This is a genomic window from Peribacillus sp. GL_122 (genome assembly GCF_057835005.1).
Map to the genome: position 1 here is coordinate 38638 of NZ_CM174415.1, position 23899 is coordinate 62536.

General features: G+C 40.5%; 26 protein-coding genes. 25 read left to right on the forward strand and 1 reads right to left on the reverse strand.

All coding sequences use genetic code 11. The features are described from left to right. Position 1: 1 nt before the first annotated feature. From AC3ISB_RS00200 to rsmI, 5 genes are all read left to right on the forward strand, one after another. Complete coding sequence (locus AC3ISB_RS00200) at positions 2–832, forward strand: PSP1 domain-containing protein (protein ID WP_061440314.1); 831 nt, start codon at positions 2–4, stop codon at positions 830–832. 50 nt (positions 833–882) lie between these two features. Continuing rightward, positions 883–1221, forward strand: a complete 339-nt coding sequence (gene yabA, locus AC3ISB_RS00205; protein WP_370662572.1) for a DNA replication initiation control protein YabA — start codon at positions 883–885, stop codon at positions 1219–1221. Between the two features lie 173 nt (positions 1222–1394). Then, positions 1395–2138, forward strand: coding sequence for a tRNA1(Val) (adenine(37)-N6)-methyltransferase (locus AC3ISB_RS00210; protein ID WP_098372650.1), 744 nt, complete (start codon positions 1395–1397; stop codon positions 2136–2138). Then, complete coding sequence (locus tag AC3ISB_RS00215; RefSeq protein ID WP_076372928.1) at positions 2125–2385, forward strand: GIY-YIG nuclease family protein; 261 nt, start codon at positions 2125–2127, stop codon at positions 2383–2385. Before AC3ISB_RS00210 ends, AC3ISB_RS00215 begins: the two co-directional genes overlap by 14 nt. 1 nt (position 2386) lies before the next feature. Beyond that, positions 2387–3268, forward strand: coding sequence for a 16S rRNA (cytidine(1402)-2'-O)-methyltransferase (gene rsmI / locus AC3ISB_RS00220; RefSeq protein WP_098372651.1), 882 nt, complete (start codon positions 2387–2389; stop codon positions 3266–3268). 47 nt (positions 3269–3315) lie between these two features. On the opposite strand, the gene abrB is transcribed toward rsmI, so the two are convergent. Beyond that, positions 3316–3600 carry a transition state genes transcriptional regulator AbrB gene (abrB, locus tag AC3ISB_RS00225; RefSeq protein WP_048689982.1) on the reverse strand — a complete coding sequence of 95 codons (285 nt, stop codon included), beginning with the start codon at positions 3598–3600 and terminating at the stop codon, positions 3316–3318. Between the two features lie 632 nt (positions 3601–4232). On the opposite strand from abrB, the gene metG reads away from it, so the two are divergent. From metG to pth, 20 genes are all read left to right on the forward strand, one after another. Beyond that, positions 4233–6194, forward strand: a complete 1962-nt coding sequence (gene metG / locus AC3ISB_RS00230; RefSeq protein WP_347940966.1) for a methionine--tRNA ligase — start codon at positions 4233–4235, stop codon at positions 6192–6194. Positions 6195–6403: 209 nt separating this feature from the next. Continuing rightward, entirely contained in the window at positions 6404–7171 is a 768-nt protein-coding gene (locus AC3ISB_RS00235) for a TatD family hydrolase (RefSeq protein WP_489275267.1), read from the forward strand. 279 nt (positions 7172–7450) lie between these two features. Beyond that, a complete protein-coding gene (locus tag AC3ISB_RS00240) occupies positions 7451–8605 on the forward strand; it encodes a ubiquitin-like domain-containing protein (RefSeq protein ID WP_480340490.1) in 1155 nt (384 codons plus the stop codon). A gap of 249 nt (positions 8606–8854) precedes the next feature. Then, positions 8855–9418: a ribonuclease M5 gene (gene rnmV, locus AC3ISB_RS00245; RefSeq protein WP_096340998.1), complete on the forward strand. Its 564-nt coding sequence runs from the start codon at positions 8855–8857 to the stop codon at positions 9416–9418. After that, positions 9411–10289, forward strand: a complete 879-nt coding sequence (gene rsmA, locus AC3ISB_RS00250; protein ID WP_098372655.1) for a 16S rRNA (adenine(1518)-N(6)/adenine(1519)-N(6))-dimethyltransferase RsmA — start codon at positions 9411–9413, stop codon at positions 10287–10289. Before rnmV ends, rsmA begins: the two co-directional genes overlap by 8 nt. 202 nt (positions 10290–10491) lie before the next feature. After that, positions 10492–11370 carry a sporulation peptidase YabG gene (gene yabG, locus AC3ISB_RS00255; protein WP_098372656.1) on the forward strand — a complete coding sequence of 293 codons (879 nt, stop codon included), beginning with the start codon at positions 10492–10494 and terminating at the stop codon, positions 11368–11370. A 313-nt stretch (positions 11371–11683) separates the two neighbouring features. Next, positions 11684–11935 (forward strand): biofilm formation stimulator Veg, encoded by a 252-nt coding sequence (gene veg / locus AC3ISB_RS00260; RefSeq protein WP_034316343.1) that lies wholly within the window; start codon positions 11684–11686, stop codon positions 11933–11935. A gap of 150 nt (positions 11936–12085) precedes the next feature. Next, positions 12086–12262, forward strand: a complete 177-nt coding sequence (locus AC3ISB_RS00265) for a small, acid-soluble spore protein, alpha/beta type (RefSeq protein ID WP_034316340.1) — start codon at positions 12086–12088, stop codon at positions 12260–12262. Between the two features lie 323 nt (positions 12263–12585). Further along, positions 12586–13455 (forward strand): 4-(cytidine 5'-diphospho)-2-C-methyl-D-erythritol kinase, encoded by an 870-nt coding sequence (gene ispE / locus AC3ISB_RS00270; protein ID WP_098372657.1) that lies wholly within the window; start codon positions 12586–12588, stop codon positions 13453–13455. A 61-nt stretch (positions 13456–13516) separates the two neighbouring features. Further along, a complete protein-coding gene (purR, locus tag AC3ISB_RS00275) occupies positions 13517–14341 on the forward strand; it encodes a pur operon repressor (RefSeq protein ID WP_098372658.1) in 825 nt (274 codons plus the stop codon). A 13-nt stretch (positions 14342–14354) separates the two neighbouring features. Next, positions 14355–14729 (forward strand): RidA family protein, encoded by a 375-nt coding sequence (locus AC3ISB_RS00280; RefSeq protein WP_053537019.1) that lies wholly within the window; start codon positions 14355–14357, stop codon positions 14727–14729. 190 nt (positions 14730–14919) lie between these two features. Further along, a complete protein-coding gene (gene spoVG / locus AC3ISB_RS00285) occupies positions 14920–15216 on the forward strand; it encodes a septation regulator SpoVG (RefSeq protein ID WP_034316332.1) in 297 nt (98 codons plus the stop codon). A gap of 641 nt (positions 15217–15857) precedes the next feature. Then, complete coding sequence (gene glmU, locus AC3ISB_RS00290; RefSeq protein ID WP_098372659.1) at positions 15858–17231, forward strand: bifunctional UDP-N-acetylglucosamine diphosphorylase/glucosamine-1-phosphate N-acetyltransferase GlmU; 1374 nt, start codon at positions 15858–15860, stop codon at positions 17229–17231. Between the two features lie 15 nt (positions 17232–17246). Then, entirely contained in the window at positions 17247–18200 is a 954-nt protein-coding gene (locus AC3ISB_RS00295; protein ID WP_057276495.1) for a ribose-phosphate diphosphokinase, read from the forward strand. Between the two features lie 311 nt (positions 18201–18511). Next, positions 18512–19492, forward strand: coding sequence for a sulfonate ABC transporter substrate-binding protein (locus AC3ISB_RS00300; protein WP_489275270.1), 981 nt, complete (start codon positions 18512–18514; stop codon positions 19490–19492). Positions 19493–19505: 13 nt separating this feature from the next. Then, entirely contained in the window at positions 19506–20678 is a 1173-nt protein-coding gene (gene ssuD / locus AC3ISB_RS00305) for an FMNH2-dependent alkanesulfonate monooxygenase (protein WP_489275271.1), read from the forward strand. Beyond that, positions 20641–21426, forward strand: coding sequence for an aliphatic sulfonate ABC transporter permease SsuC (gene ssuC / locus AC3ISB_RS00310; RefSeq protein WP_098372661.1), 786 nt, complete (start codon positions 20641–20643; stop codon positions 21424–21426). The genes ssuD and ssuC overlap by 38 nt, the downstream gene beginning before the upstream one ends. A gap of 13 nt (positions 21427–21439) precedes the next feature. Continuing rightward, positions 21440–22192: an ATP-binding cassette domain-containing protein gene (locus tag AC3ISB_RS00315; protein ID WP_141993376.1), complete on the forward strand. Its 753-nt coding sequence runs from the start codon at positions 21440–21442 to the stop codon at positions 22190–22192. Positions 22193–22353: 161 nt separating this feature from the next. Next, positions 22354–22992 carry a 50S ribosomal protein L25/general stress protein Ctc gene (locus AC3ISB_RS00320; RefSeq protein ID WP_144529794.1) on the forward strand — a complete coding sequence of 213 codons (639 nt, stop codon included), beginning with the start codon at positions 22354–22356 and terminating at the stop codon, positions 22990–22992. 259 nt (positions 22993–23251) lie between these two features. Continuing rightward, positions 23252–23812 carry an aminoacyl-tRNA hydrolase gene (pth, locus tag AC3ISB_RS00325; RefSeq protein ID WP_098372664.1) on the forward strand — a complete coding sequence of 187 codons (561 nt, stop codon included), beginning with the start codon at positions 23252–23254 and terminating at the stop codon, positions 23810–23812. Positions 23813–23899: the final 87 nt, after the last annotated feature.

Genomic DNA, 23899 nt, shown 5'->3' on the forward strand with positions numbered 1-23899 from the left:
TTTGTATGATGTTGTAGGTGTCCGTTTTAAAAAGGCGGGCAAAATATACTACTTCGATCCGGGTGAATTCGCTATTCCTAAGGACGATTTTGTAATAGTGGAGACTGTCCGCGGTGTTGAATTCGGTAAAGTCGTTACAGCCCGAAAACAAGTAGATGAAAACGATGTTGTCCTGCCATTGAAAAAAGTACTTCGGGTCGCTGATGCAAAGGATAAGCTGATTGTAGACGAGAACAAGGCGGCTGCAGAAGAGGCTTACTCTATATGTTGTCAAAAGGTTGTGGAGCATAAGCTGGATATGAAGCTTGTTGATGTGTCATATACTTTCGACAGAAATAAAGTCGTGTTTTATTTTACAGCGGATGGTCGCGTGGATTTCCGTGATTTAGTCAAAGATTTAGCTGCCATATTCAGAACTCGCATAGAACTGCGCCAAATTGGGGTAAGGGATGAGGCAAAGATGCTTGGTGGCATCGGGCCTTGTGGCAGAATGCTTTGCTGCTCCACATTTCTTGGAGATTTTGAACCGGTTTCCATCAAAATGGCGAAGGATCAGAATTTATCATTAAACCCTACAAAAATCTCAGGTTTATGCGGTCGATTGATGTGCTGTCTGAAATATGAAAATGATGAGTATGAAAGTGCGAAGGAAATGCTTCCTGATTTAGGTGAAATGATTAATACGCCTGGTGGCAAAGGCAAGGTAGTGGGGCTTAATATTCTAGAACGCGTACTTCAGATTGAACTAATCGAGCAAGAAAGAGTATTAGAGTATACTCTAGATGAGATTCTAAAAGAGGGAGCCGTTTCTATTCAAGCCACAGATTATTAAGGTGGTGGGAGAGCGTGGATAAGAAAGATATTTTTGAGTCGGTGACCAATATGGAAACCCAGATAGGCCAATTATATAAGCAGCTTGGAGAATTGAAGCAGAACTTAGCTGAAATCCTTGAGGAAAATCAGTCGCTCAAGTTGGAGAAAGAGCATTTGCGCCATCGGTTGGGCCTTGTGGAAGTCGAAAGTGCGCCTGCTGCAGTAAAGGTCAAACAAAAAGTGAAAAACCGTACCGCAAGTACGGACAAGGTTATGGATATCGGGGAAGGCTATGATAATTTAGCCCGTATCTATCAAGAAGGCTTTCATATTTGCAATCTGCATTTTGGCAGTTTACGAAAAGAAGGGGATTGCCTGTTCTGTTTATCTTTTTTAAACAAGAAGTGATAAAGGAATAATATAAAAGATGTTTCTTTTACGTGATAGATAGACCGTTTACAATATATAGTGATTCGGGGTCTGACGCATACTATGAGTCAGACCCCTTTTTGTACGATAGTAATGTAGAAGCATGGTCCCTAAACATGCTTTTTCGATACATGATTAGGAGGGTAACAGCAATGGTAGAACTTAAAGGCGATGAGCGCCTGGATTATCTATTGGCTGAGAATTTAAGGATCATCCAGAGCCCATCGGTGTTCTCTTTTTCATTAGATGCCGTTTTATTATCAAGGTTCGTAAATGTACCGATCCAAAAAGGGAAAATCGTAGATCTTTGCTCAGGTAATGGGGTCGTACCATTGCTGCTGAGTACAAGAACGAAAGGGACAATTACCGGTGTTGAAATTCAAGAGCGGTTATATGACATGGCCCAGAGGAGCATGGACTATAATGGCGTATCCTCTCAAATCGAGATGATACATGGGGATATAAAGGAAATTCCAAAACAGATGGGGTATAGCAAATATGATGTCGTTACTTGCAATCCACCCTATTTCCCGACGCCATCGATCGAGGAAATTAACAAGAATGAGCACTTTGCAATTGCCCGACATGAAATAATGTGTAATCTTGAGGACGTCATGCGTGTTTCAAGCCAGTTGCTGCGTCAAGGTGGGAAGGCTGCATTCGTTCATAGACCGGGCCGTCTGATGGATATCCTGCATTTCATGAGGATGTACAGAATTGAACCGAAGCGACTGCAATTCGTTTATCCTAAGAGTTCAAAAGAAGCGAATACGATTCTTATAGAAGGGATAAAGGACGGCAACCCTGATTTGAAGATTCTTCCTCCACTTGTTGTATATAATGATCAGAATGAGTATAATCCGGAAATCAGAAGGATTCTATATGGAGAGGAATAAGCATTATTTTTATGTTTTGAAATGCAGGGACGGCAGCTATTATGCCGGGTATACAAATAATTTGCACCGTAGGATTGATGCTCATAATAATGGCAGGGGTGCAAAGTATACACGAGGCCGGACCCCGGTTGAACTGATTTATCATGAAATATTCGAAACACGGACATTGGCCATGCAGGCTGAATATAAATTTAAGCAATTAACAAGAAAACAAAAGCAAAAGTGGATGGCAAAGGAGGATACATGATATGTGGCAGCAAAAGAGTTTTGAAAAAGAAGGATTGGAGCCAGCTCTATATCTGGTTCCTACACCAATAGGAAACCTTGAGGATATGAGTTTCCGGGCTTTAAGAATCTTAAAGGAAGCGGATGTCATTGCTGCTGAGGACACGCGAAATACGAAGAAGTTATGCAACTACTTTGAAATTTCGACACCTATCGTCAGTTACCATGAACATAATAAGGAATATAGCGGGAAGCAAATGCTAGAGAGGCTTCGATCTGGAGAGGTCATCGCATTGGTGAGTGATGCTGGCTTGCCGACGATATCCGACCCGGGATATGAACTGGTCAAAGATGCCATTGCCGAACAGTTTAAAGTCATCCCATTGCCGGGGGCAAATGCTGCATTAACTGCATTGATCGCATCTGGACTGATTCCGCAGCCTTTTTACTTTTATGGCTTTCTACAACGGGGAGCAAAAGAAAAAAAGCAGGAGCTGGAAAAATTAAAAAAAATGGAATCGACTTGGATCGTTTATGAATCGCCACATCGATTGAAAGAAACATTGAAACATATGCATGAAATTTTAGGTGACCGCCGTATAGTATTATGCCGCGAATTAACCAAGAAATTCGAAGAGTTCATTCGAGGGACTGTGAGTGAAGCATTGACGTGGGCGATGGAATCTGAAATTCGCGGTGAGTTCTGTTTAATAATTGAAGGTGGGCAATGGTCGGAAGAGGAACCTGAAGAAGCTTGGTGGATGGCCCTTGATATCGTCGGTCATGTTAATCATTATATAGAAACCAAGCAGTTCACTTCAAAGGATGCAATCAAGCAGGTCGCAAAAGATCGCAATATGCAAAAACGTGATGTATATCAAGCGTATCACATTGATATACAATAATAATAAACATAAAAAAAACTTCCGATGACCGGAAGTTTTTTTATCATTTATTTAGAAGCAGTGAAGTTTTGTTGAATTTCTTGAATAAGTAATTCTGCACCTTCACGACTAAGGATCAATTTACCATTAGCAAGTGTAAGGTTGTTATCGGAAACTTCACCTGTAACTTGGCAAGTCATGTTTGGTTTGTATTTTTTCAAGATGATGCGCTCATCATCAACATAGATTTCAAGAGCGTCTTTCTCAGCGATACCCAATGTACGACGAAGTTCGATTGGAATAACCACCCGGCCTAACTCATCAACTTTACGAACAATACCTGTAGATTTCATTTTAAAAATTCTCCTCTCAGTTACAATCTAGTACCCTATTTCTATTTTTTTCGCCATTATTCGACAAATTTTTTTATAAATTTATAATACCAGCCATTCCCAAATTCGTCAATGATTTATTTTCATTTTTTTGTAAGAAATAGCATGCCTCTTTTCGTGTAACAAAAAGGCTTTTAAAGAGGAAAAATCGGTTATATCTTTAAAAGTGAAGAAATAGCAGGATACAAAGAACTACTCACTTCACCACATTTCGACAAAGTATGCATATAAAAAACACACTTCACTATTATATGATTAAATATAATTTAGTTTCAAAACAAAAGTTCTGAATTAAGGATAATTTTCTGAAAAAGTTTACGAATATGTGAGTTGTTGCACAAAAAAAGAAATTTAGGTATATTTTGTTGAGGTAAGAGGTAATGCTGTCATAAGGGAAGTTCACTTCCAGTTCCCTTATTGTTAAAATGAGATTTACTTATATTTTTTTATTCTATTAACATGATGATTAGATTAGTGATTATTGTCGCGCAGAATTGTATATAGCGTTAAAATAGAGATAATAGCTTAAAATATATTCTTATAGCTTGGGCCAGTCCTATAGCCGGTTTTTCAAATGATGAGGAGGGAACGAAGTGCAAGATAAATTAAAAACATTCTATATCACGACACCCATATATTATCCGAGTGGTAATTTACATATAGGGCACGCGTATACGACAGTGGCAGGGGATGCCATGGCTCGTTATAAAAGGATGCGTGGCTTCGATGTCATGTATTTAACAGGAACTGATGAACATGGTCAAAAAATCCAGCGTAAAGCGGCTGAGGAAGGAGTCACTCCTCAGCAATATGTAGATAATATCGTATCGGGGATTAAAGAGCTCTGGGAAAAGCTTGATATTTCATATGATGATTTCATCAGGACGACGGAAGATCGCCATAAAGAGGTCGTAGCCAAGATTTTCAAAAGGCTATTGGACCAGGGTGATATATATTTGGACCAATATGAAGGATTATATTGTACACCATGCGAATCTTTCTTCACGGAACGTCAGGTGGAAGAAAGCAATGGAAATTGTCCTGATTGCGGCAGGCCTGTTGAAAAGGTGAAAGAGGAATCTTATTTCTTTAAGATGAGTAAATATGCGGATCGGTTACTGAAATTTTATGAGGAGAACCCGGATTTCATTCAACCGGAATCGCGCAAAAACGAAATGATCAATAACTTCATCAAGCCTGGATTGGAAGACCTGGCCGTTTCCCGTACTACTTTCGATTGGGGCATCAAGGTGCCGGGAGATCCAAAGCATGTTATTTATGTATGGATTGATGCATTGACCAATTATATAACGGCATTAGGGTATGGAACGGATAATGATTCTAAATACTTGAATTATTGGCCTGCCGATGTACATCTGGTCGGAAAGGAAATCGTTCGTTTCCATACAATCTATTGGCCGATCATGTTAATGGCCCTTGACGTGCCGCTTCCAAAGAAAGTCTTTGCCCACGGATGGCTTCTCATGAAAGATGGTAAAATGTCCAAATCAAAAGGGAATGTAGTAGATCCCGTTACATTGATTGATCGTTACGGTTTGGATTCTTTACGCTACTACTTATTGCGTGAAGTACCATTTGGTTCAGATGGAGTATTTACACCGGAAGGGTTTGTGGAACGGATCAATTTTGACCTGGCAAATGATTTAGGGAATTTATTAAATCGAACAGTTGCAATGGTCAATAAGTATTTTGATGGTGTGATTCCAAATTACGGAGGATCCAATGGCGAATTCGAAAAGGCTTTGCTTGAAATGAACCAAGATACGGTAGGTAAGTATGAGGAAGCAATGGAAAACATGGAATTTTCAGTTGCACTAACATCCATTTGGCAACTCGTGAGCAGAACTAATAAATTCATTGATGAGACCCAGCCATGGACTCTTGCTAAAGATGAATCAAGGAAGGAAGACCTTGCTAGTGTCATGGTTCATTTGGCGGAATCATTACGCAGGACGGCAATCCTTTTGAAACCGTTCTTGACGCAAACACCGGAAAAAATCTTTGCTCAGCTTAGCATCAAAGATGATGTGTTAAAATCCTGGGACAGTTTAGCGGAATTCGGTCAAATTCCTGCTGAAACAAAAGTCTTGAAGGGAGAGCCGATCTTCCCTCGTCTGGATATGGAAGAGGAAGTTTTATATATTAAAGATCAAATGCAGGGCGGCGCCCCCAAGGCCGAGGAAAAAGTGGAAGAGACGATTCCCGAAGTTGATGAAATCACTATTGATGACTTTACAAAAGTGGAGCTTCGTGTTGCTCAGGTCATGGAAGTTGAGCCTGTTAAGAAGGCGGATAAGCTTCTTAAACTTCAGCTTGATTTGGGTTATGAGAAACGCCAAGTCGTATCAGGCATTGCACAGCACTATAAACCTGAAGATTTAGTAGGCAAAAAAGTGATATGCGTAACAAATTTGAAACCTGTTAAACTTCGTGGCGAGCTCTCTCAAGGAATGATTTTGGCGGGAAGCCAGGATGGAGTGCTCTCAGTCGCTACAATAGATTCATCGATTCCTAATGGTTCAAAGGTGAAATAAACCGATGAAAACATAAAGGTGTTTCATATGAAACATTTTTATGTTTTTTTCTTTATGCTTTTGGAAAAAGTAATTTAAAACAGGTTTAGTTTTTTGTTCTGCATTTATTTGTTGGGCATATAGGATCCTTTGTAATCTTTTTGTTACCTAAATGTGAAACATAAAACTTTCATTTTTTTATAAAATAGTGCTAGAAAGGAAGAAAAATAATGTTATTTGATACACACGTACATGTTAATGCGGAACAATTCAACGAGGATCTCGAAGACGTAATAGACAGAGCTAAGGAAGCAGGAGTCAATAATATGGTAGTCGTTGGTTTTGACCGGCCTACTATTATAAGGGCAATGGAATTAATAGAAGCTTATGATTTCATGTATGCCGCGGTCGGATGGCATCCTGTGGATGCTATAGATATGACAGAAGAGGACTTAAAATGGATCGAGGAATTATCCAATCATCCAAAGGTTGTGGCCATTGGTGAGATGGGCCTGGATTATCATTGGGATAAATCGCCGAAAGATGTTCAAATGGAGGTGTTCAGGAAGCAAATCCGATTGGCAAAAAAGGTGGGTCTGCCCATTATCATCCATAATCGGGAAGCGACCGCGGATATCGTGAACATACTCAAGGAAGAAGAGGCATCAAGGGTTGGGGGCATCATGCATTGCTTTAGCGGAAGTGCAGAAACTGCTTTGGAATGCATCAATATGAACTTTTATATTTCATTGGGTGGCCCTGTGACCTTCAAGAATGCAAAAAAACCAAAGGAAGTGGCAGCCGCCGTACCATTAGACCGTTTACTGATAGAGACCGATTGTCCATACTTGGCTCCCCATCCTTATAGAGGAAAGCGTAATGAACCTTCGTATGTGAAACTTGTTGCTGAACAAATTGCAGAAATCAAACAACTCACATTAGAAGAAGTTTCCCAGGCAACAACAGAAAATGCCAAGAAATTATTCGGCATTAACTGACATTTTTTTTTACAATATCCCCCGGGGTTCACTAGCTAAAATTGAATTTTTTTAAGGTTTCTACAAATTTCACTCCAACTATAGGCTTATTATGTCGAGAAGTCACCCTTTCCTTTTCAATATGAAATATGCATAATAGGTAGTAATTTCCTGAATGAGAAGTGAATGGGTTGACAGCTTGATAACTAAGTCTATATAATCACCGGGAGGAAGGAGGAGTTTTTCATTCTATTAAAAACTATGAAAAACCTTATTCCCAAACCTTTTGGGAAGAAGAGAATGGCAATTGCCATTTGCAGTGCTATTCTTGTTTCTACAGCATTGGGAATACTGATATATCAAGGAACAAAGGATACAGTAACAATTATGCTAGACGGAAAAAAAGAGGTAGTGCGTACACACGCTGCTACTGTAAATGATATGTTGGAAGATTTAGAGATTACCGTTAAAGCTGCAGACTATGTCCACCCATCTAGAGACACCGAGGTTGATGATGATTTAGAGGTGGTTTGGAAGCCTGCACAAAAAATCGTCATGGTACAGGATGGTAAGACGAAGGATGTTTGGTCTACCGCCGATACGGTAGACGAACTTTTAAAAGACCAAAATCTTAGTGTGAAGGAACAGGATAAGATCACCCCTTCGAAAAATACGAAGCTGAAAGCGAATATGGAAGTTGCCATAGACAAAGCCTTTTCACTGAAATTAGTGGTAGGTGGAGACGAAAAGCAGGTATGGTCAACTTCGACTACTGTCGCTGACTTTTTAAAGCAACAAGGAGTAAAACTCAATGATTTGGATCGAGTTGAGCCAGAATTAACCGAAAAAGTTGAAGCTGAGAATACGGTAAACGTAGTTCGAATTGAAAAAGTCACCGATGTAGTGGAAGAACCAGTTGACTTTGCTGTCATAACTAAAAAAGATGACTCTTTATCAAAAGGGAAAGAGAAAATTGTCAAAGAAGGAAAAGACGGACTCATTTCCAAGGAATATGAAGTTATTAAAGAAAATGGCAAAGAGGTTAAAAGAGAATTACTTTCAGAAAAAGTAGTTAATAAAAAGCAGGATAAAGTTGTAACGGTCGGAACTCGAACGACGGTTGCCCAGGCATCACGCGGAGTAACTAACGTTAGTTCTTCAAGTGGAAAAGAAATATACGTATCATCAACAGCTTATACTGCCAGTTGTAAAGGCTGTTCCGGTGTCACGTCCACAGGCGTGGATCTAAAGAGTAATCCGGGTGCGAAAATCATCGCTGTCGATCCAAATGTAATTCCTATGGGCTCTAAAGTATATGTGGATGGCTATGGCTATGCAGTGGCTGCTGACAAAGGCGGAGCAATAAAGGGAAATAGGATTGACGTCTTCTTTTCCTCAAAAAATGATGCCTATCGCTGGGGTGTAAAGAGGGTAAAGGTTCGTGTATTGGACTAATAAGGTTTCTCTCGCAGGAGATGAATTCGTCTCCTGTTTTTTGCGTTTTATTTTCTGTTTGTTGAAAAACCCTATGTAAAACTGTTTTAATAAGATAGACGTCTCACTATTCCATAAGATTTAATATATGCGTGTGAACTTCATAAATGATCTTGACTGGATTCTCTATCCAGAAAATTTTACGGGGGACCGGTTACGTTTATCCAAGAGCTAATCAAAGCGCTTGCGCTTTTCTGTATGGAGGAAACCATGAAAAAGATTAAAGAAATTATTGTTGTAGAAGGAAAAGACGATACGGTAGCGATAAAAAGGGCTGTTAATGCTGATACAATAGAAACCAACGGTTCCGCGGTGAATGAGTCTTGTATTGAGCAGGTGAGGCTTGCCCAAAAGACACGTGGAGCCATCATTTTCACAGACCCTGATTTTCCTGGTCAAAAAATCAGGAATATAATTTCTGAACAAGTAAAAGGCTGTAAACACGCCTTTTTAACGAAGAAGGAAGCCCTTCCTAAGTCAGGTAGAGGAATTGGTGTGGAACACGCTTCTCCTGAGGCAATTCGTAATGCTTTAAAGGACGCCCAATTAATGGATGAAGAGGCTTCAGAAGAGATTTCACAGCAGGATTTAATAGATGCAGGTTTAATCGGGGGATCCGGTGCCAAGGAACGAAGGGAAAAACTTGGATCTATTTTAAAAATCGGGTTTACCAATGGTAAACAGTTATATAAGAGACTAAAAATGTTCCAAATATCAACTGAGGCTTTTGAGAAAGCGATGGTACAGATAATTCAGGAGGAAAAAAATGAATAAGGATATTGCAACCCCTGTCAGAACGAAAGAAATATTAAAGAAATATGGATTCTCCTTTAAAAAGAGCTTAGGCCAGAACTTTTTAATCGATACGAATATCTTGAAACGTATTGTCGAACATGCCAATTTGACAGAGGAAAGCGGCGCCATCGAAATTGGGCCGGGAATCGGGGCATTGACGGAACAACTAGCGAAAAGCAGCAAAAAGGTTGCGGCCTTTGAGATTGATCAGCGTCTGCTGCCCATCTTATCGGATACACTCTCTCCCTATAGCAATGTAAACATCATTCACGGGGATGTTCTCAAGGCTGATGTCAAGAAGGTCATCGAGGAGGAATTTGCTGGCTTTTCGGACCTGATGGTTGTTGCAAATCTGCCATACTATGTCACGACTCCCATCATTTTAAAGCTATTGTCCGAGGACCTGCCGATTAGAGGCATCGTGTGCATGCTGCAAAAGGAAGTAGCCGATCGAATTGCCGCAAAACCTGGGACAAAGGAATACGGTTCTTTATCCATTGCCATTCAATATTATACTGAAGCCGAAACAGTGATGATAGTACCCAAAACGGTATTCATGCCTCAGCCTAATGTTGATTCAGCTGTAATCCGCCTTACAAAGCGCGTGAAGCCGATCGTCGAGGTAATGGATGAGGATTTCTTATTCACTGTGACCCGGGCGAGCTTTGCACAGCGTCGGAAAACGATTTTAAATAACTTAACCAGTCAGCTGCCAGATGGTAAATCGAAAAAAGAACTTATACTTGCTGCTCTCGAAGCCGCGGAAGTGGATCCTTCCAGACGGGGGGAAACGCTGAGCATCAAAGAATTTGGCCGCTTAAGTGATGCATTATTGCCGAATTTCAAATAAAGGGAAATGTGAAGGATTCAAGTCGGAATGGGGTCAATCCCAACTTCCGGCTTTTTTTATTTTGAATTTGGCCAACCATGAGGGAACGTATCCGAAAGTGTAATCAATCCCCACTTTTCACCATTCAAGAATGGTTCGCATAACTTAAGAATGAAAATAAACTAGGGCGGGCTGAAAATAAGTCTTCTCATGGGGTGGGGCCATGAATATTCAAATAAACGATATTGTTGGTCGGGTTTCTTATAAATGCGACGTGGTGTTCCGGGTAATTGATATCCGTGATATTGACGGAAGGCGTCAAGCTGTTCTTTATGGGGAAGATATCCGACTGATTGCAGATGCACCTTTTCAAGATTTAATGATCATTAATGATAATGAAAGAAATGATCGACAAAGGTCGAATGAGGTACTTCAAGAACAATCTTACCGCTTATTAACACAAGATCTAGAGCTGCAACAACAAAAAAATGGCTATCAATCCAGTAATGGTTATCGGTACAGCGGTGAATATTTTCAGATACCAGGGAGAGTCCTCCATGTTGATGGGGATGCATCTTACTTAAGGAAATGCATGGATCTATATCAGAAATTCAGTATTCCGGTCAATGGCATCTATTGCAATGAAAAGGAAATGCCCCAAAGAATCGGGGGGCTGTTGGACCATTATCGGCCGGACATTCTTGTTGTCACCGGTCATGATGCCTATTCAAAATCAAAAGGGCCGATATCCGATATTAATGCCTACCGTCACTCAAAGGATTTTGTACAGACGGTTAGAGAAGCGCGAAGGAGGGTTTCTCATTTAGACCAACTGATTATATTTGCCGGGGCTTGTCAGTCGCATTTTGAATCGCTGATCCAAGCGGGGGCAAATTTTGCAAGTTCTCCTTCCCGTGTTAATATACATGCTCTTGATCCGGTATATATCGTCGGAAAGATAAGCTTTACGCCTTTTTCCGATCATATTCATGTATGGGATGTCCTTCGGAATACATTAACTGGAGAGAAGGGGTTGGGGGGAATTGAGACAAAAGGGGTGTTACGGACCGGGTTGCCTTTCAAGCCATTTCAGGAAGAATGAACGAGCTGCATTTTGAAAGAATGCAGCTTGCTTTTAGTGGGTAAGAATTCGGATATCGTCACAGAAAAACTGGTTTTTTGTTGAGTGATGATAGTAGGTAATGTTTTAATTACGAAAATTCGGCTTAATAGATAATGAAATAGTTCGTTTACATAATTTTTCATTTCCCAGGATATAATAAAATTGTTCGCGATTTTGCCGAATTTCAGATAAAAATATATTGACTACATTTTTAAGTGCTGATATAATTTATTATTTTGTTTGCGTATATTTGTAAATTGTGATATACTTAACTTAGTGAGGTGGACCGAAAATGCCAAAAACTCTAGCTGATATTAAAACTGCACTTGATTCAAACCTAGGTAAAAGATTGCTCTTAAAAGCAAACGGTGGAAGAAGAAAGACTGTAGAACGATTCGGAACTTTGGCGGAAACTTATCCGGCTGTTTTTGTAATTGAGCTCGACCAAGATGAAAATGCGTTTGAAAGAGTATCTTACAGCTATGCGGATGTTTTAACGGAAACCGTAGAACTAACATTTTTAAACAAACAACAAGAGATGTAACTTAGACGAGGCAGCGAACAACTTTGTTTGCTGCTTTTTGTTTTGTATAGAATACCTGTGAGCTCCAATAAAGGCTTAAAAAGGATGTAATGAAATAGCGTATGATGCAAACACTAGGCATGTGACGGCATGTGAAAGGGGTTGCTTCGCTTGAGCAGGAAAAAAGGGATTATGTCAAATGATCTTAAAGAGGAATTGGCTAAAGAACTTGGATTTTACGATGTTGTCCAGAAAGAAGGCTGGGGAGGAATCCGGGCCAGGGACGCAGGTAACATGGTAAAACTTGCTATCGAAAAAGCACAACGTCAATTGGTGAACAAAGAGTAAGATCAAACACTTAATTGAATCATGCCGTCATGTTGAAAGAAGCTGGACTCTTTATACAATGTATAGCTCCATTCATTTTTGCTTACATTGTAGTTAAGGAGTCTGGTTTTTTTATGTATCGGTGAATGCTATATGGATATGTAGCAAGTCTTTTGGGTTGCAGGAAGCAGCTGCTCTCCAATGTGCCTACATGTGTCTATTCTCCTCTAAGGGCCGATCTTAGCTTCATTACATTGAAATTACGATGAAAAAACCTTTAGAATATAAACAAATATGATAGAATAGGACAAGAACTTTTAAGAACGTTAAAGTAGGTGGACATATTGAAGCTTATGGAAAAAGCCCCGGCTAAAATTAATTTGGCTTTGGATGTGCTTTTCAAACGGCCTGATGGGTATCATGAGGTGGAAATGATCATGACGACAGTCGACCTTGCCGATAGAATTGAACTAAAGGAAATAAAGGGAAATCATATTCAAATTCTATCCCATAATCGATTTGTTCCGGATGATCATCGGAATTTAGCTTATCAAGCTGCATTTATTCTAAAGGAACGTTTTGGGATCAAAAAAGGTGTTTCCATAACTATAGAGAAAAATATACCTGTAGCCGCAGGACTTGCTGGTGGAAGCAGTGATGCCGCAGCTACCTTGAGAGGCTTAAATAGACTATGGAAGCTTGGTCTTTCCATGGATGAACTTGCGGAAATAGGAGCTGAAATTGGCTCTGATGTTTCATTTTGTGTATATGGAGGAACGGCATTGGCCAGGGGGCGCGGGGAAAAAATCACGCATCTTCCCGCACCGCCAAAATGCTGGGTCATTTTGGCCAAACCGACGATCGGCGTATCGACGGCAGATATATACAAAAGGCTCCAAACTTCAAAAATGGAGCATCCGGATGTACCTGGAATGATTTCGGCTATTATGGAAAACAATTATCACGATGTATGTGAAGGGTTGGGTAATGTTCTGGAACAAGTGACATTGCAGTTATACCCAGAGGTTGCGAACATTAAAGATCAAATGAAGACATTTGGAGCGGATTCGGTCTTGATGAGCGGAAGTGGTCCGACCGTTTTTGGTTTGGTGGAACATGATTCGCGCATGCAAAGAATTTATAATGGACTTCGCGGATTTTGTGATCAAGTCTATGCGGTCCGTTTACTGGGTGATCGAAACAATCTTGAATAGAAACGTACATTAGTGGTATAGTTGCTATATAATATTCGGAATTCACAAAGGGGGTGTCTCAATGAAATTTCGTCGCAGCGAGAGGCTAGTCGATATGACCAATTATTTATTAGAACATCCAGGGGAACTTGTTTCGCTGACTTATTTTGCTGAAAGATATAGTTCGGCAAAGTCTTCGATCAGTGAAGATTTGACAATCATCAAAGATACCTTCGAACAACGCGGGATAGGATCTTTAACAACCGTTCCAGGTGCGGCCGGTGGAGTGAAATATATTGTTTCCATCAAGGAAGAAGAAGCCAGTGCCTTCATTGACGGATTATGCGATACGATCGCTAGTCCAGAAAGGCTACTTCCTGGCGGTTATCTATATATGACAGACATATTAGGACATCCGCAAACCGTGAATAAGGTTGGAAGGATAATCGCTTCAATGTATGCCAAAAAAAACATCTCAGTCATCATGACAATGGCAACCAAAGGGATATCATTAGCATACGCCGTGGCAAATTATTTGAATGTTCCAGTTGTAATTGTAAGTAGGAATAATAAAGTAACGGAAGGTTCAACAGTGAGCATCAATTATGTTTCAGGCTCTTCAAAGAGGATTCAGACTATGGTACTCTCTAAGAGAAGCTTGGTTGAGGGTTCGAATGTATTAATTGTAGACGATTTCATGAAGGCTGGGGGTACCGTTAATGGTATGATCAGTCTATTGGATGAATTTAAGGCAACAGTTGCCGGAATAGCGGTGCTGGTCGAATCCGAACATACGGAAGAGTGCCTTGTCGAGGACTATGTTTCTTTAATCAAGTTGACGCAGGTGGTCGAAAGAGACAAGAAAATTAATGTAAGCCGTGGGAATTATTTTACGAAAAAGGAATAGGGGGAATCATTTAATGAAAACGATACATACTGATGAAGCACCGGCAGCGATCGGACCATATTCACAAGGCGTGATCGTGGATAAGTTATTTTTCAGTTCAGGACAGATCCCACTTACTGCTTCTGGTGAGATGGTGACTGGGGATGTAAAGGAACAAACACACCAGGTCTTTAAGAATCTCCAAGCCGTATTGAAAGAAGCTGGGGCTTCATTGGAAACTGTCATTAAGGCTACAGTATTCATTAAAAGTATGGATGATTTCGGTTCGATTAATGAAATATACGGAGAATATTTTTCTGCTCACAAACCTGCTCGCTCTTGTGTAGAGGTTGCTCGCCTTCCTAAAGATGCACTAGTGGAAATAGAAGTGGTAGCGCTCGTTAAATAAACGGGCGTTTTTTTTATTTTTTAGGAAATTCGTAATGGGTATTTTCCTGTAATATAAGGATGATTTTTAGTGTTTTTGAAAACTAGGCTGAATTTTCTAAAAAAATTACAGATAATAGAAGGAGTTCACGTTTTTTTGTTGAATATGTACTTTAAGTTTTAACAACAACAAAAAGGGATGGTGAGCTTAAATGGAAGTAACTGACGTAAGATTACGCCGTGTGAATACGGATGGTCGTATGAGAGCTATCGCATCAATTACACTGGATAATGAATTTGTGGTTCATGATATTCGTGTGATCGACGGAAACAATGGTTTATTTGTAGCAATGCCAAGTAAACGAACTCCAGATGGAGAATTCCGGGATATCGCTCATCCAATCAATTCCTCGACACGCGGGAAAATTCAAGAAGCTGTCTTGACAGAATATCATCGATTGGGAGAACTTGAAACTGAATTAGAGGAAGCTGGAGCAGGTGCTTCTTAAAATAACCTTACTTTTAAACTTTAAATTTATAATTTGTGCATCTAGAGCCTACTTCATAAGTAGTGCTCTTTTTTATTTATTCATAAACGGGTAAGTTTAGAACTTATTCGCTCATCATACGGAAATTCGCTTTAAGTATCTAAATTGTAAAATTAAGGGGATATCTTTAGAGTTTAAGTACCCATCCTTTTATTTTTTAAACCTTTTTGTCCATCCTGATATTGAAATTCCTGTAAGCGGGATTTGAGGATACCACTTACTCCATCCATCAAAAGAGCTGAAGATGAATTGAATCGTTAATCTGATTTCGGAATGGAAGTTAACAAAGGGTGCAGTACTTCCAGATGGCTTGTACATAGGTCTAACGCGATCATGGCGATGTTTTGGGATAATGGGGCTTGCTGGTGTTATGAAGGGGAGGAGACATGGTTTCTGTATTATGTCGTTAATGAAAATGACATCGACCATGATTTAAAATAATGCTAAAAGGTCCATTAATAACTTTAGTGAGGCTGTCGGAAATCGAACTTTTTTTACCTAATTGGTTGACAATTATATGTACTTTTAATTGTTACCTTGAAAAGAATCACTATTTGAGATAATATTTTTAGTGGATAAAAAGGTGAAAATGGAGGCCTGTTATGAGTAATCGCTATGCAATAATATTGGCCGCTGGGCAAGGTACTAGGATGAAATCTAAGCTTTATAAGGTTTTGCACCCTGTTTGCGGGAAACCAATGGTACAACATGTTATCGATCAAGTCAATCAACTTCAAATAGAAGATATTGTTACAGTCATCGGCCATGGAGCTGAAAAAGTACAAGAACAACTTGGTGATTCATGCAAGTATGCCTTACAAGAACAGCAATTAGGTACGGCACATGCTGTAATGCAAGCGGAAAGCGTTTTATCCGTAAAAAGTGGAACGACTCTTGTTATTTGCGGTGATACGCCTCTGATTAAAGCGGAAACGATGAAAGAGCTTATAGCATTGCATGAGCAAAGTCAGGCGAAAGCAACAATCTTAACAGCATATGCAGATAACCCTGCTGGTTATGGAAGGGTCCTTCGCGGTGAAGGCGGTCTTGTAGAAAAAATCGTCGAGCATAAGGATGCCACTGATGAAGAAAGATATGTTAAGGAAATAAATACCGGTACATATTGCTTCGATAACCAAGCATTATTTAGCGCGCTGAAAAAAGTTTCAAATGAAAATGTCCAGGGAGAATATTACTTACCGGATGTTATTGAAATCTTAAAAGAGGAAGGCGAAGTGGTGACGGCCTTCCAATCAAGTGATTTCGAGGAGACATTGGGTGTAAATGACCGAGTGGCTTTATCGCAGGCGGAGCAAATTTTGCGGAAACGCATCAATGAAACGCATATGAGGAATGGTGTAACGATCATCGATCCGCTAACTACGTTCATTGAAGCGGACGTACAAATCGGACAGGATACAGTCATTAACCCTGGGTCATTCATTAAAGGAAAAAGTATTATCGGGCAGGATTGCTTGATTGGCCCGAATACGGAAATCAGTAATTGTGAAATTGGTGATGGAACGGAAGTCCTCCAATCGGTTGTACACGAAAGCAGTATTGGAAGTTTTGTTAAAATCGGTCCATTCGCACATGTTAGACCTCAATCAGATATTAAGGATTCCGTTAAGATCGGTAATTTTGTAGAAATTAAAAAGACCGTTTTTGGCGAAGGAAGCAAGGCCTCTCACTTGAGTTATATTGGAGATGCAGAGGTTGGGGAGAATGTTAATATAGGCTGCGGATCTATTACCGTGAATTACGACGGGAAAAATAAACATTTGACGAAGATTGAAGACAATGTCTTCATAGGCTGCAATTCTAATCTGGTTGCACCTGTGACTGTAGGAGAAGGGGCATATGTAGCTGCTGGGTCAACCATCACGCAAGATGTACCGCAGGAAGCCCTATCCGTTGCCCGGGCTCGTCAAGTTAACAAAGAAGATTATGTCAAGAATTTGAAATTTAATAAATAACCGACGGAGGTCATCATGTCAAATCAGTATTTAGATCCTAATTTAAAAGTATTCTCTTTAAATTCAAACTTCGATTTAGCTCAGGAAATTGCTGCTGCAATCGGTGTTGAACTTGGAAAATGTAGTGTAACAAGTTTCAGTGACGGTGAAGTTCAGATTAATATTGAAGAAAGTATTCGTGGCTGTGACGTTTACGTAATCCAATCAACAAGCCAACCAGTCAATGAAAATTTAATGGAACTTTTAATTATGATCGATGCTCTTAAACGTGCTTCAGCTAAAACGATCAATATTGTAATGCCATATTACGGTTATGCCCGACAAGATCGTAAAGCGCGTGCGCGTGAACCGATTACAGCTAAACTTGTCGCAAATCTTTTAGAAACGGCTGGTGCCCACCGTGTTATCACTTTAGATCTTCACGCACCACAAATTCAAGGTTTCTTCGATATTCTGATCGATCACCTTGTTGCTGTTCCGATTTTAGCTGATTTCTTCAAGGAAAAAGATTTAAGTGATATCGTCATCGTTTCCCCAGATCATGGTGGTGTAACACGTGCCCGTAAAATGGCCGATCGCCTAAAAGCACCGATTGCCATTATCGATAAGCGCCGTCCAAGACCGAACGTGGCTGAAGTCATGAACATCATTGGTAATATTGAAGGGAAGACAGCAATACTGATTGATGACATCATCGATACTGCAGGCACTATTACACTAGCGGCCAATGCCCTTGTGGAGAATGGTGCTAAAGCAGTGTATGCTTGTTGTACACACCCAGTCCTTTCAGGTCCTGCCATCGAAAGGATTCAAAATTCAACGATCAAGGAATTGGTCGTGACTAACTCGATTGCCCTATCTGAAGATAAGAAAATCGATAAAATTACCGGACTTTCTGTAGCACCTTTGATTGCAGAGGCGATTATTCGTGTGCATGAGGAACAATCAGTCAGCACATTATTCGATTGATAACAAAATTAATCAAAACACGGCGGGCCTTCGGGCTCGCCGTATTTTTGTTTGAAATTTTCGGAAAATATTAAATTCTTAGTTGACAGATATGAATACTAATAATAAAATGTCTATACAAATTCAATTCATATTCATGGAACGAAAACCTGTACTAACGCAAGTGCATATTGGTTAACGCCGATCGGACTACCGAAGGCTCCTTTTCACTTACCATTGAACATTAGGCATCTTTTTGCCCTATTGTCCTATTGGTGAAGAAAAGGAGCCTTTTATTTTTATATAAATAGTTTAAGAAGGGTGTGCAGAATATGAAGAAAAAACGAAAGATATGGCTGCTGTCCATCTTCAGCATCATCATGCTGATAGTAAGTGCATGCGGGCAGGAAAAGAACAGTTCCACAAGTGCTGATGCAAAAGAATCGGATAAGACCATCCGAATCGGTTATCAAAAATTCGGGACATTAAATATTTTAAAATCAAAAGGGGAGCTGGAAACACATTTAAAGAAAGTGGGATATACAGTCGATTGGACTGAATTCCCTGCAGGACCTCAGCTGCTTGAAGCCTTGAATGTCGGCAGCATTGATTTTGGGCACACAGGGGAGGCACCGCCGATATTTGCACAAGCAGCCAATGCTCGGCTTGTCTATATTGCCAATCAGCCGGCAAACCCATCAGGAGAGGCTATAGTTGTACAAAAGGATTCACCCATTAAAAATGTGAAAGATTTAAAGGGAAAGAAGGTTGGCTTGAATAAAGGTTCCAATGTTCATTATTTATTGGTCAAAGCGTTAGAGGAAGCAGGTCTTACTCTTGATGACATTCAGCCCGTCTACTTGCCACCGGCTGATGCGAGGGCTGCTTTTGAAGGAAACCAAATCGATGCCTGGGTAATATGGGATCCATTTTTATCAGCGGCGGAATTGGAACTTGAAACGAAAACGATTCAGGATGGAGAAGGACTGGTGGCGAATCGGGAATTCTTTTTGGCAACTGATTCATTTGCCGAGAACGAAGAGGCTTTGAAGATTATCAAAGAAGAACTGATAAAAGTTGATAAATGGATTGAAGAAAACCCAAGGGACGTCGCTGAGTTTCTATCTCCGGAAATTGGAATGAGTGTGGAGGCATTGGAAAAAACATTAAATAGAAAAGAATATGGACTTGAGGAGATTTCCAATGGGGTTTTGGATGATCAACAAAAGATTGCCGATACGTTTTACAATCTTAAATTAATCCCAAGCAAGATTAATGTTCTGGATGCATCTGCAGATGTTAAAAAAAAATAAGGGGGAAATGAAAATGAAAGTATTTTGGTTTTTACCATCGCATGGGGAAAGTCGCTATTTAGGATCGACAAAGGGAGGGAGGGCAATCACGCTTCCTTATTTAAAACAAATAGCACAGGCGGTTGATCATTTGGGTTTTGAAGGGGCGTTGCTTCCGACGGGACGGTCTTGTGAGGATGCTTGGGTAGTTGGTTCTTCATTGATTTCCGCAACGGAAAGAATGAAATTTTTAGTTGCGATTCGTCCAGGTTTAATGTCGCCAACCTTAGCTGCCAGGATGGCTTCAAGCTTCGACCGGCTGTCGAATGGCCGTCTTTTGATCAATGTTGTAACTGGGGGGGACCCAGTCGAATTGGCAGGTGATGGCGTGTTTCTGAATCATAAGGAACGCTATGAGCAAACAAATGAATTTCTCGATATCTGGAGAAAGGAAATGTCTGGTGAGAGTGTGGACTATGAAGGGGAGCACCTAAAGGTTGAAGGTGGAAATATTCTGTTGTCACCTGTACAAAAACCGTACCCACCGCTCTATTTCGGAGGTTCATCCGATCCAGCCATCGATATATCGGGAAAGCATATTGATGTGTACTTGACTTGGGGTGAGCCGCCGGTGCAAGTGGCTGAAAAAATTGAAAAGGTACGTAAAAAAGCAGCAGAGTACGGACGTGAAGTCAGATTCGGCATTCGCATGCATGTCATTGTAAGGGAAACGGAAGAAGAAGCTTGGCAGGCAGCGGACGAACTCATTAAATATGTGGATGATGAAATGATTGAAAATTCACAAAAGATTTTTGAACGATTTGATTCAGTGGGCCAAAAGCGGATGTCGCAACTCCATAACGGAAACAGGGATTCGCTTGAAATCAGCCCTAACCTTTGGGCAGGAGTAGGTCTAGTGCGCGGGGGCGCCGGTACGGCACTGGTAGGGAGTGCAGAAAATATTGCTGCCAGAATGAAGGAATATGAAGAAATCGGAATAGAATCCTTTGTTTTATCTGGATACCCTCATCTTGAAGAAGCATACAGAGTTGCGGAATTATTATTCCCTTTACTCCCTGTTGAACGGCTGGAAAGTCCTGTTTCAAAAGCTACGAGCCCATTTGGGGAAATACTGGCAAATGACCACTACCCTACAAAAGGAAGTGAAAATGAAGATGCAGAAAAAATTAAACAAAAAGTTCAATAGGTTCCAACTCATATCTTGGCTTGTGCCCATTCTCCTTTTGGTAACTTGGCAGCTGCTGTCCTTGTGGGGGATTTTGTCGGATCGGATATTGCCTGCCCCGACTGAAGTGTTTCAAGCAGGTGTTGCTTTATTGGAGACAGGTGAACTCATAGATTATATCGGCATCAGTGCTCAGCGTGCCTTCATCGGCTTTTTAATAGGCGGGATCATTGGTTTTGTACTAGGTTTATTAAATGGATTATCATCCATTGCTGAAACCTTATTCGATACCTCGCTTCAGATGTTGCGTAACATTCCGCATTTAGCTTTAATACCGCTGGTGATTTTATGGTTTGGTATAGAAGAAGAAGCGAAAATTTTCCTTGTCGCTTTAGGGGTTCTTTTTCCTATCTATCTAAATACATTTCATGGAGTGAAATCGGTGGATAAGGGATTGATCGAAGCAGCGAGGGTTTATGGGTTAAGTGGTTTTTCTTTATTCTGGAATGTTATTCTCCCTGCCGCCTTTCCATCCATTTTGGTGGGTATCCGCTTCTCACTTGGAATCATGTGGGTCACATTAATTGTCGCAGAAACAATATCCGCTAATTCCGGAATTGGATATATGGCTATGAATGCCCGGGAATTCATGAGGATGGATATTGTTGTTCTTAGTATTCTCTTATATGCATTATTGGGAAAAATATCGGACGTTGCGGCCAAAATAATCGAAAAAAGATGCTTAAAGTGGCATCCATCATACCAATGAGGAGGTCATTAATATGAAAAATGGAAATTCGTTGGAGTTGCAGGGTATAAGAAAGGATTTTGGGGAGTTTGAAGTATTAAAGGGGATGGACCTCACATTTAAGAAAGGGGAATTCGTAGCCATTGTCGGTAAGAGTGGATGTGGAAAGAGCACCTTGCTTCGTCTTGTGGCAGGACTGGAAAAGCCGACGGGCGGGCAGATACTGGTGAATGGAAAGCCATTGAAAGGATTAAATAAATCTTCACGTACGATGTTTCAGGATGGAAGGCTTTTTCCTTGGAAAAAAATCCTTGGAAATATTGGTATAGGCTTGAAAGGGGATTGGAAGCCAAATGCCATGGAATTACTGGAGCAAGTGGGCCTTGCAGATCGAGCAAGTGATTGGCCGTCCGTTTTATCCGGTGGGCAAAAGCAAAGGGTTGCATTAGCGAGGGCATTGGTGAACCAACCTGACATTCTCCTCTTGGATGAGCCGTTAGGGGCATTGGATGCTTTGACGAGAATTGGCATGCAAAGGCTCATTGAAGAACTATGGAGGAAAAGGGACTTTACTGCCTTGCTTGTTACACATGATGTTGAAGAAGCCGTAATGCTAGCCGACCGAGTCATATTAATCGAAGAAGGCAAAGTCGTCATGAATAAGGAAATCAATCTGCCTAGACCACGGAAAAAGGATAGTATTCAATATTCATCACTAGCAGCACAAATCCTTAACCGAGTGATGCAAGTTGAGGGAGAAATGGAAAAAAAGGCGGTTCACGCTTGAATTAGAGAAAAAAGATTTTGCGGCGAATACCTATGTTTACCATATGTTTATCCCCTTCTTGGTCCCTTCGGATTTTACCTTTCATGTTTAATGATTCGCCATTTAGGGAAATGTTAAATATAGAGAAACTTGCAATTCATATTCAGGAAGGCGGAGGATGTATGAGTAATATATTAGCTGCAAAAGAACGTACGGATTCAAAACACTCTAATTTAAGGAATTTGAGGGAAAGCGGCGAGATCCCTGCGATAGTATATGGCAATAAAAATGACAGTACGTCCATTTCAGTCAATAATATCGAGCTTCAAAAGACAATCAAGGAAATAGGCCGTAATGGAATCATTTCTTTGGAATTGGAGGGTGCGAGTTATAAAGTCATGCTCTCTGACTATCAAAAGGATCCAATAAAGAACTCCATTTATCATGCAGACTTTTTAATTGTAGATATGTCCGCTCAATTACAAGCGCAAGTTCGCATTAACCTTGTCGGTGTTTGTAAAGGCGTGAAAGACGGTGGGGTCCTTCAGCAGTCACTTCATGAAGTCACGGTTACGGCTAAACCTAATGACATTCCTGACTCCATCGATGTTGACGTTACCGAACTTCAGGTAGGGGATACAATCTACATATCCGATATCCAAACGAATAAGCAAGTTACAATAGACAATGATGGTGAAGAAGTTGTTGCATCCGTTTTGGCTCCTCGTCAGGAAGAGGAAATCAGTACAGGTGAACAGCAGGATGGCGGTATCCCTGAAAATGAAGAAGGCAGGGAAACCAAGGCATCACCAGAGTCATGATGCCGGGATTAAACAAGTGAATCGTGATATAATAGGCGTAGCTCTTAACGAGTTACGTCTTTTCAATCTCTGGATGCATCAATTTAAACCGGACCATTTTTTGTAATGGATTCCTTTAATTAGGATTTTTCCTAATTAGTTCTCCTGTCGCTTGCAGGCCAGCTTGAAATTAGGGTACTATTTTTCTAAGGCCAAAGATCTTGGAAAAACTTCGTCCCAGCGTAACTCCCTAAATAACCGTAATGACGGAGTGTGAATCATGAAAATTATTGTAGGGTTAGGGAACCCAGGTAAACAGTATGAAAAAACCCGGCATAACGTCGGATTTGAAGTAATAGATGAGTTATCCAAAAGATGGTCGATTCCCCTTGATCAAGCAAAACATAAGGGAATATATGGTGCAGGAATGGTAAAGGGAGAAAAAGTTTTATTGCTTAAACCATTAACCTACATGAATTTGTCAGGAGAATCCATTTCGGCTGTCATGCATTTCTTTAAGGTGGATATCGCGGATGTGGTCATTATATATGATGACCTTGATTTGCCTCCAGGGAAGCTTCGCCTTCGTCAAAAAGGTAGTGCAGGCGGTCATAATGGGATAAAATCTTCAATTGCCCATTTGGGTACGCAAGAATTCAATCGAATCAGAATAGGCATTGGCCGCCCGATTGGCCGCATTCCGGTATCTGATTATGTATTGGGGCGTTTTTCGCCTGAAGAATGGGATCATGTCGGGGCAACGATCGAAAAAAGCGCAGCTTCTTGTGAAGCCTGGATGGAAAAGCCATTTATACAGGTCATGAACGAATATAACCAATAAGCAGAGAGTAGATATAAGTAAAGAATAATACTTCCTGTTTCGCTGAATAAAACCCCTCTACTTTTGTACATACTAACACTATTACTA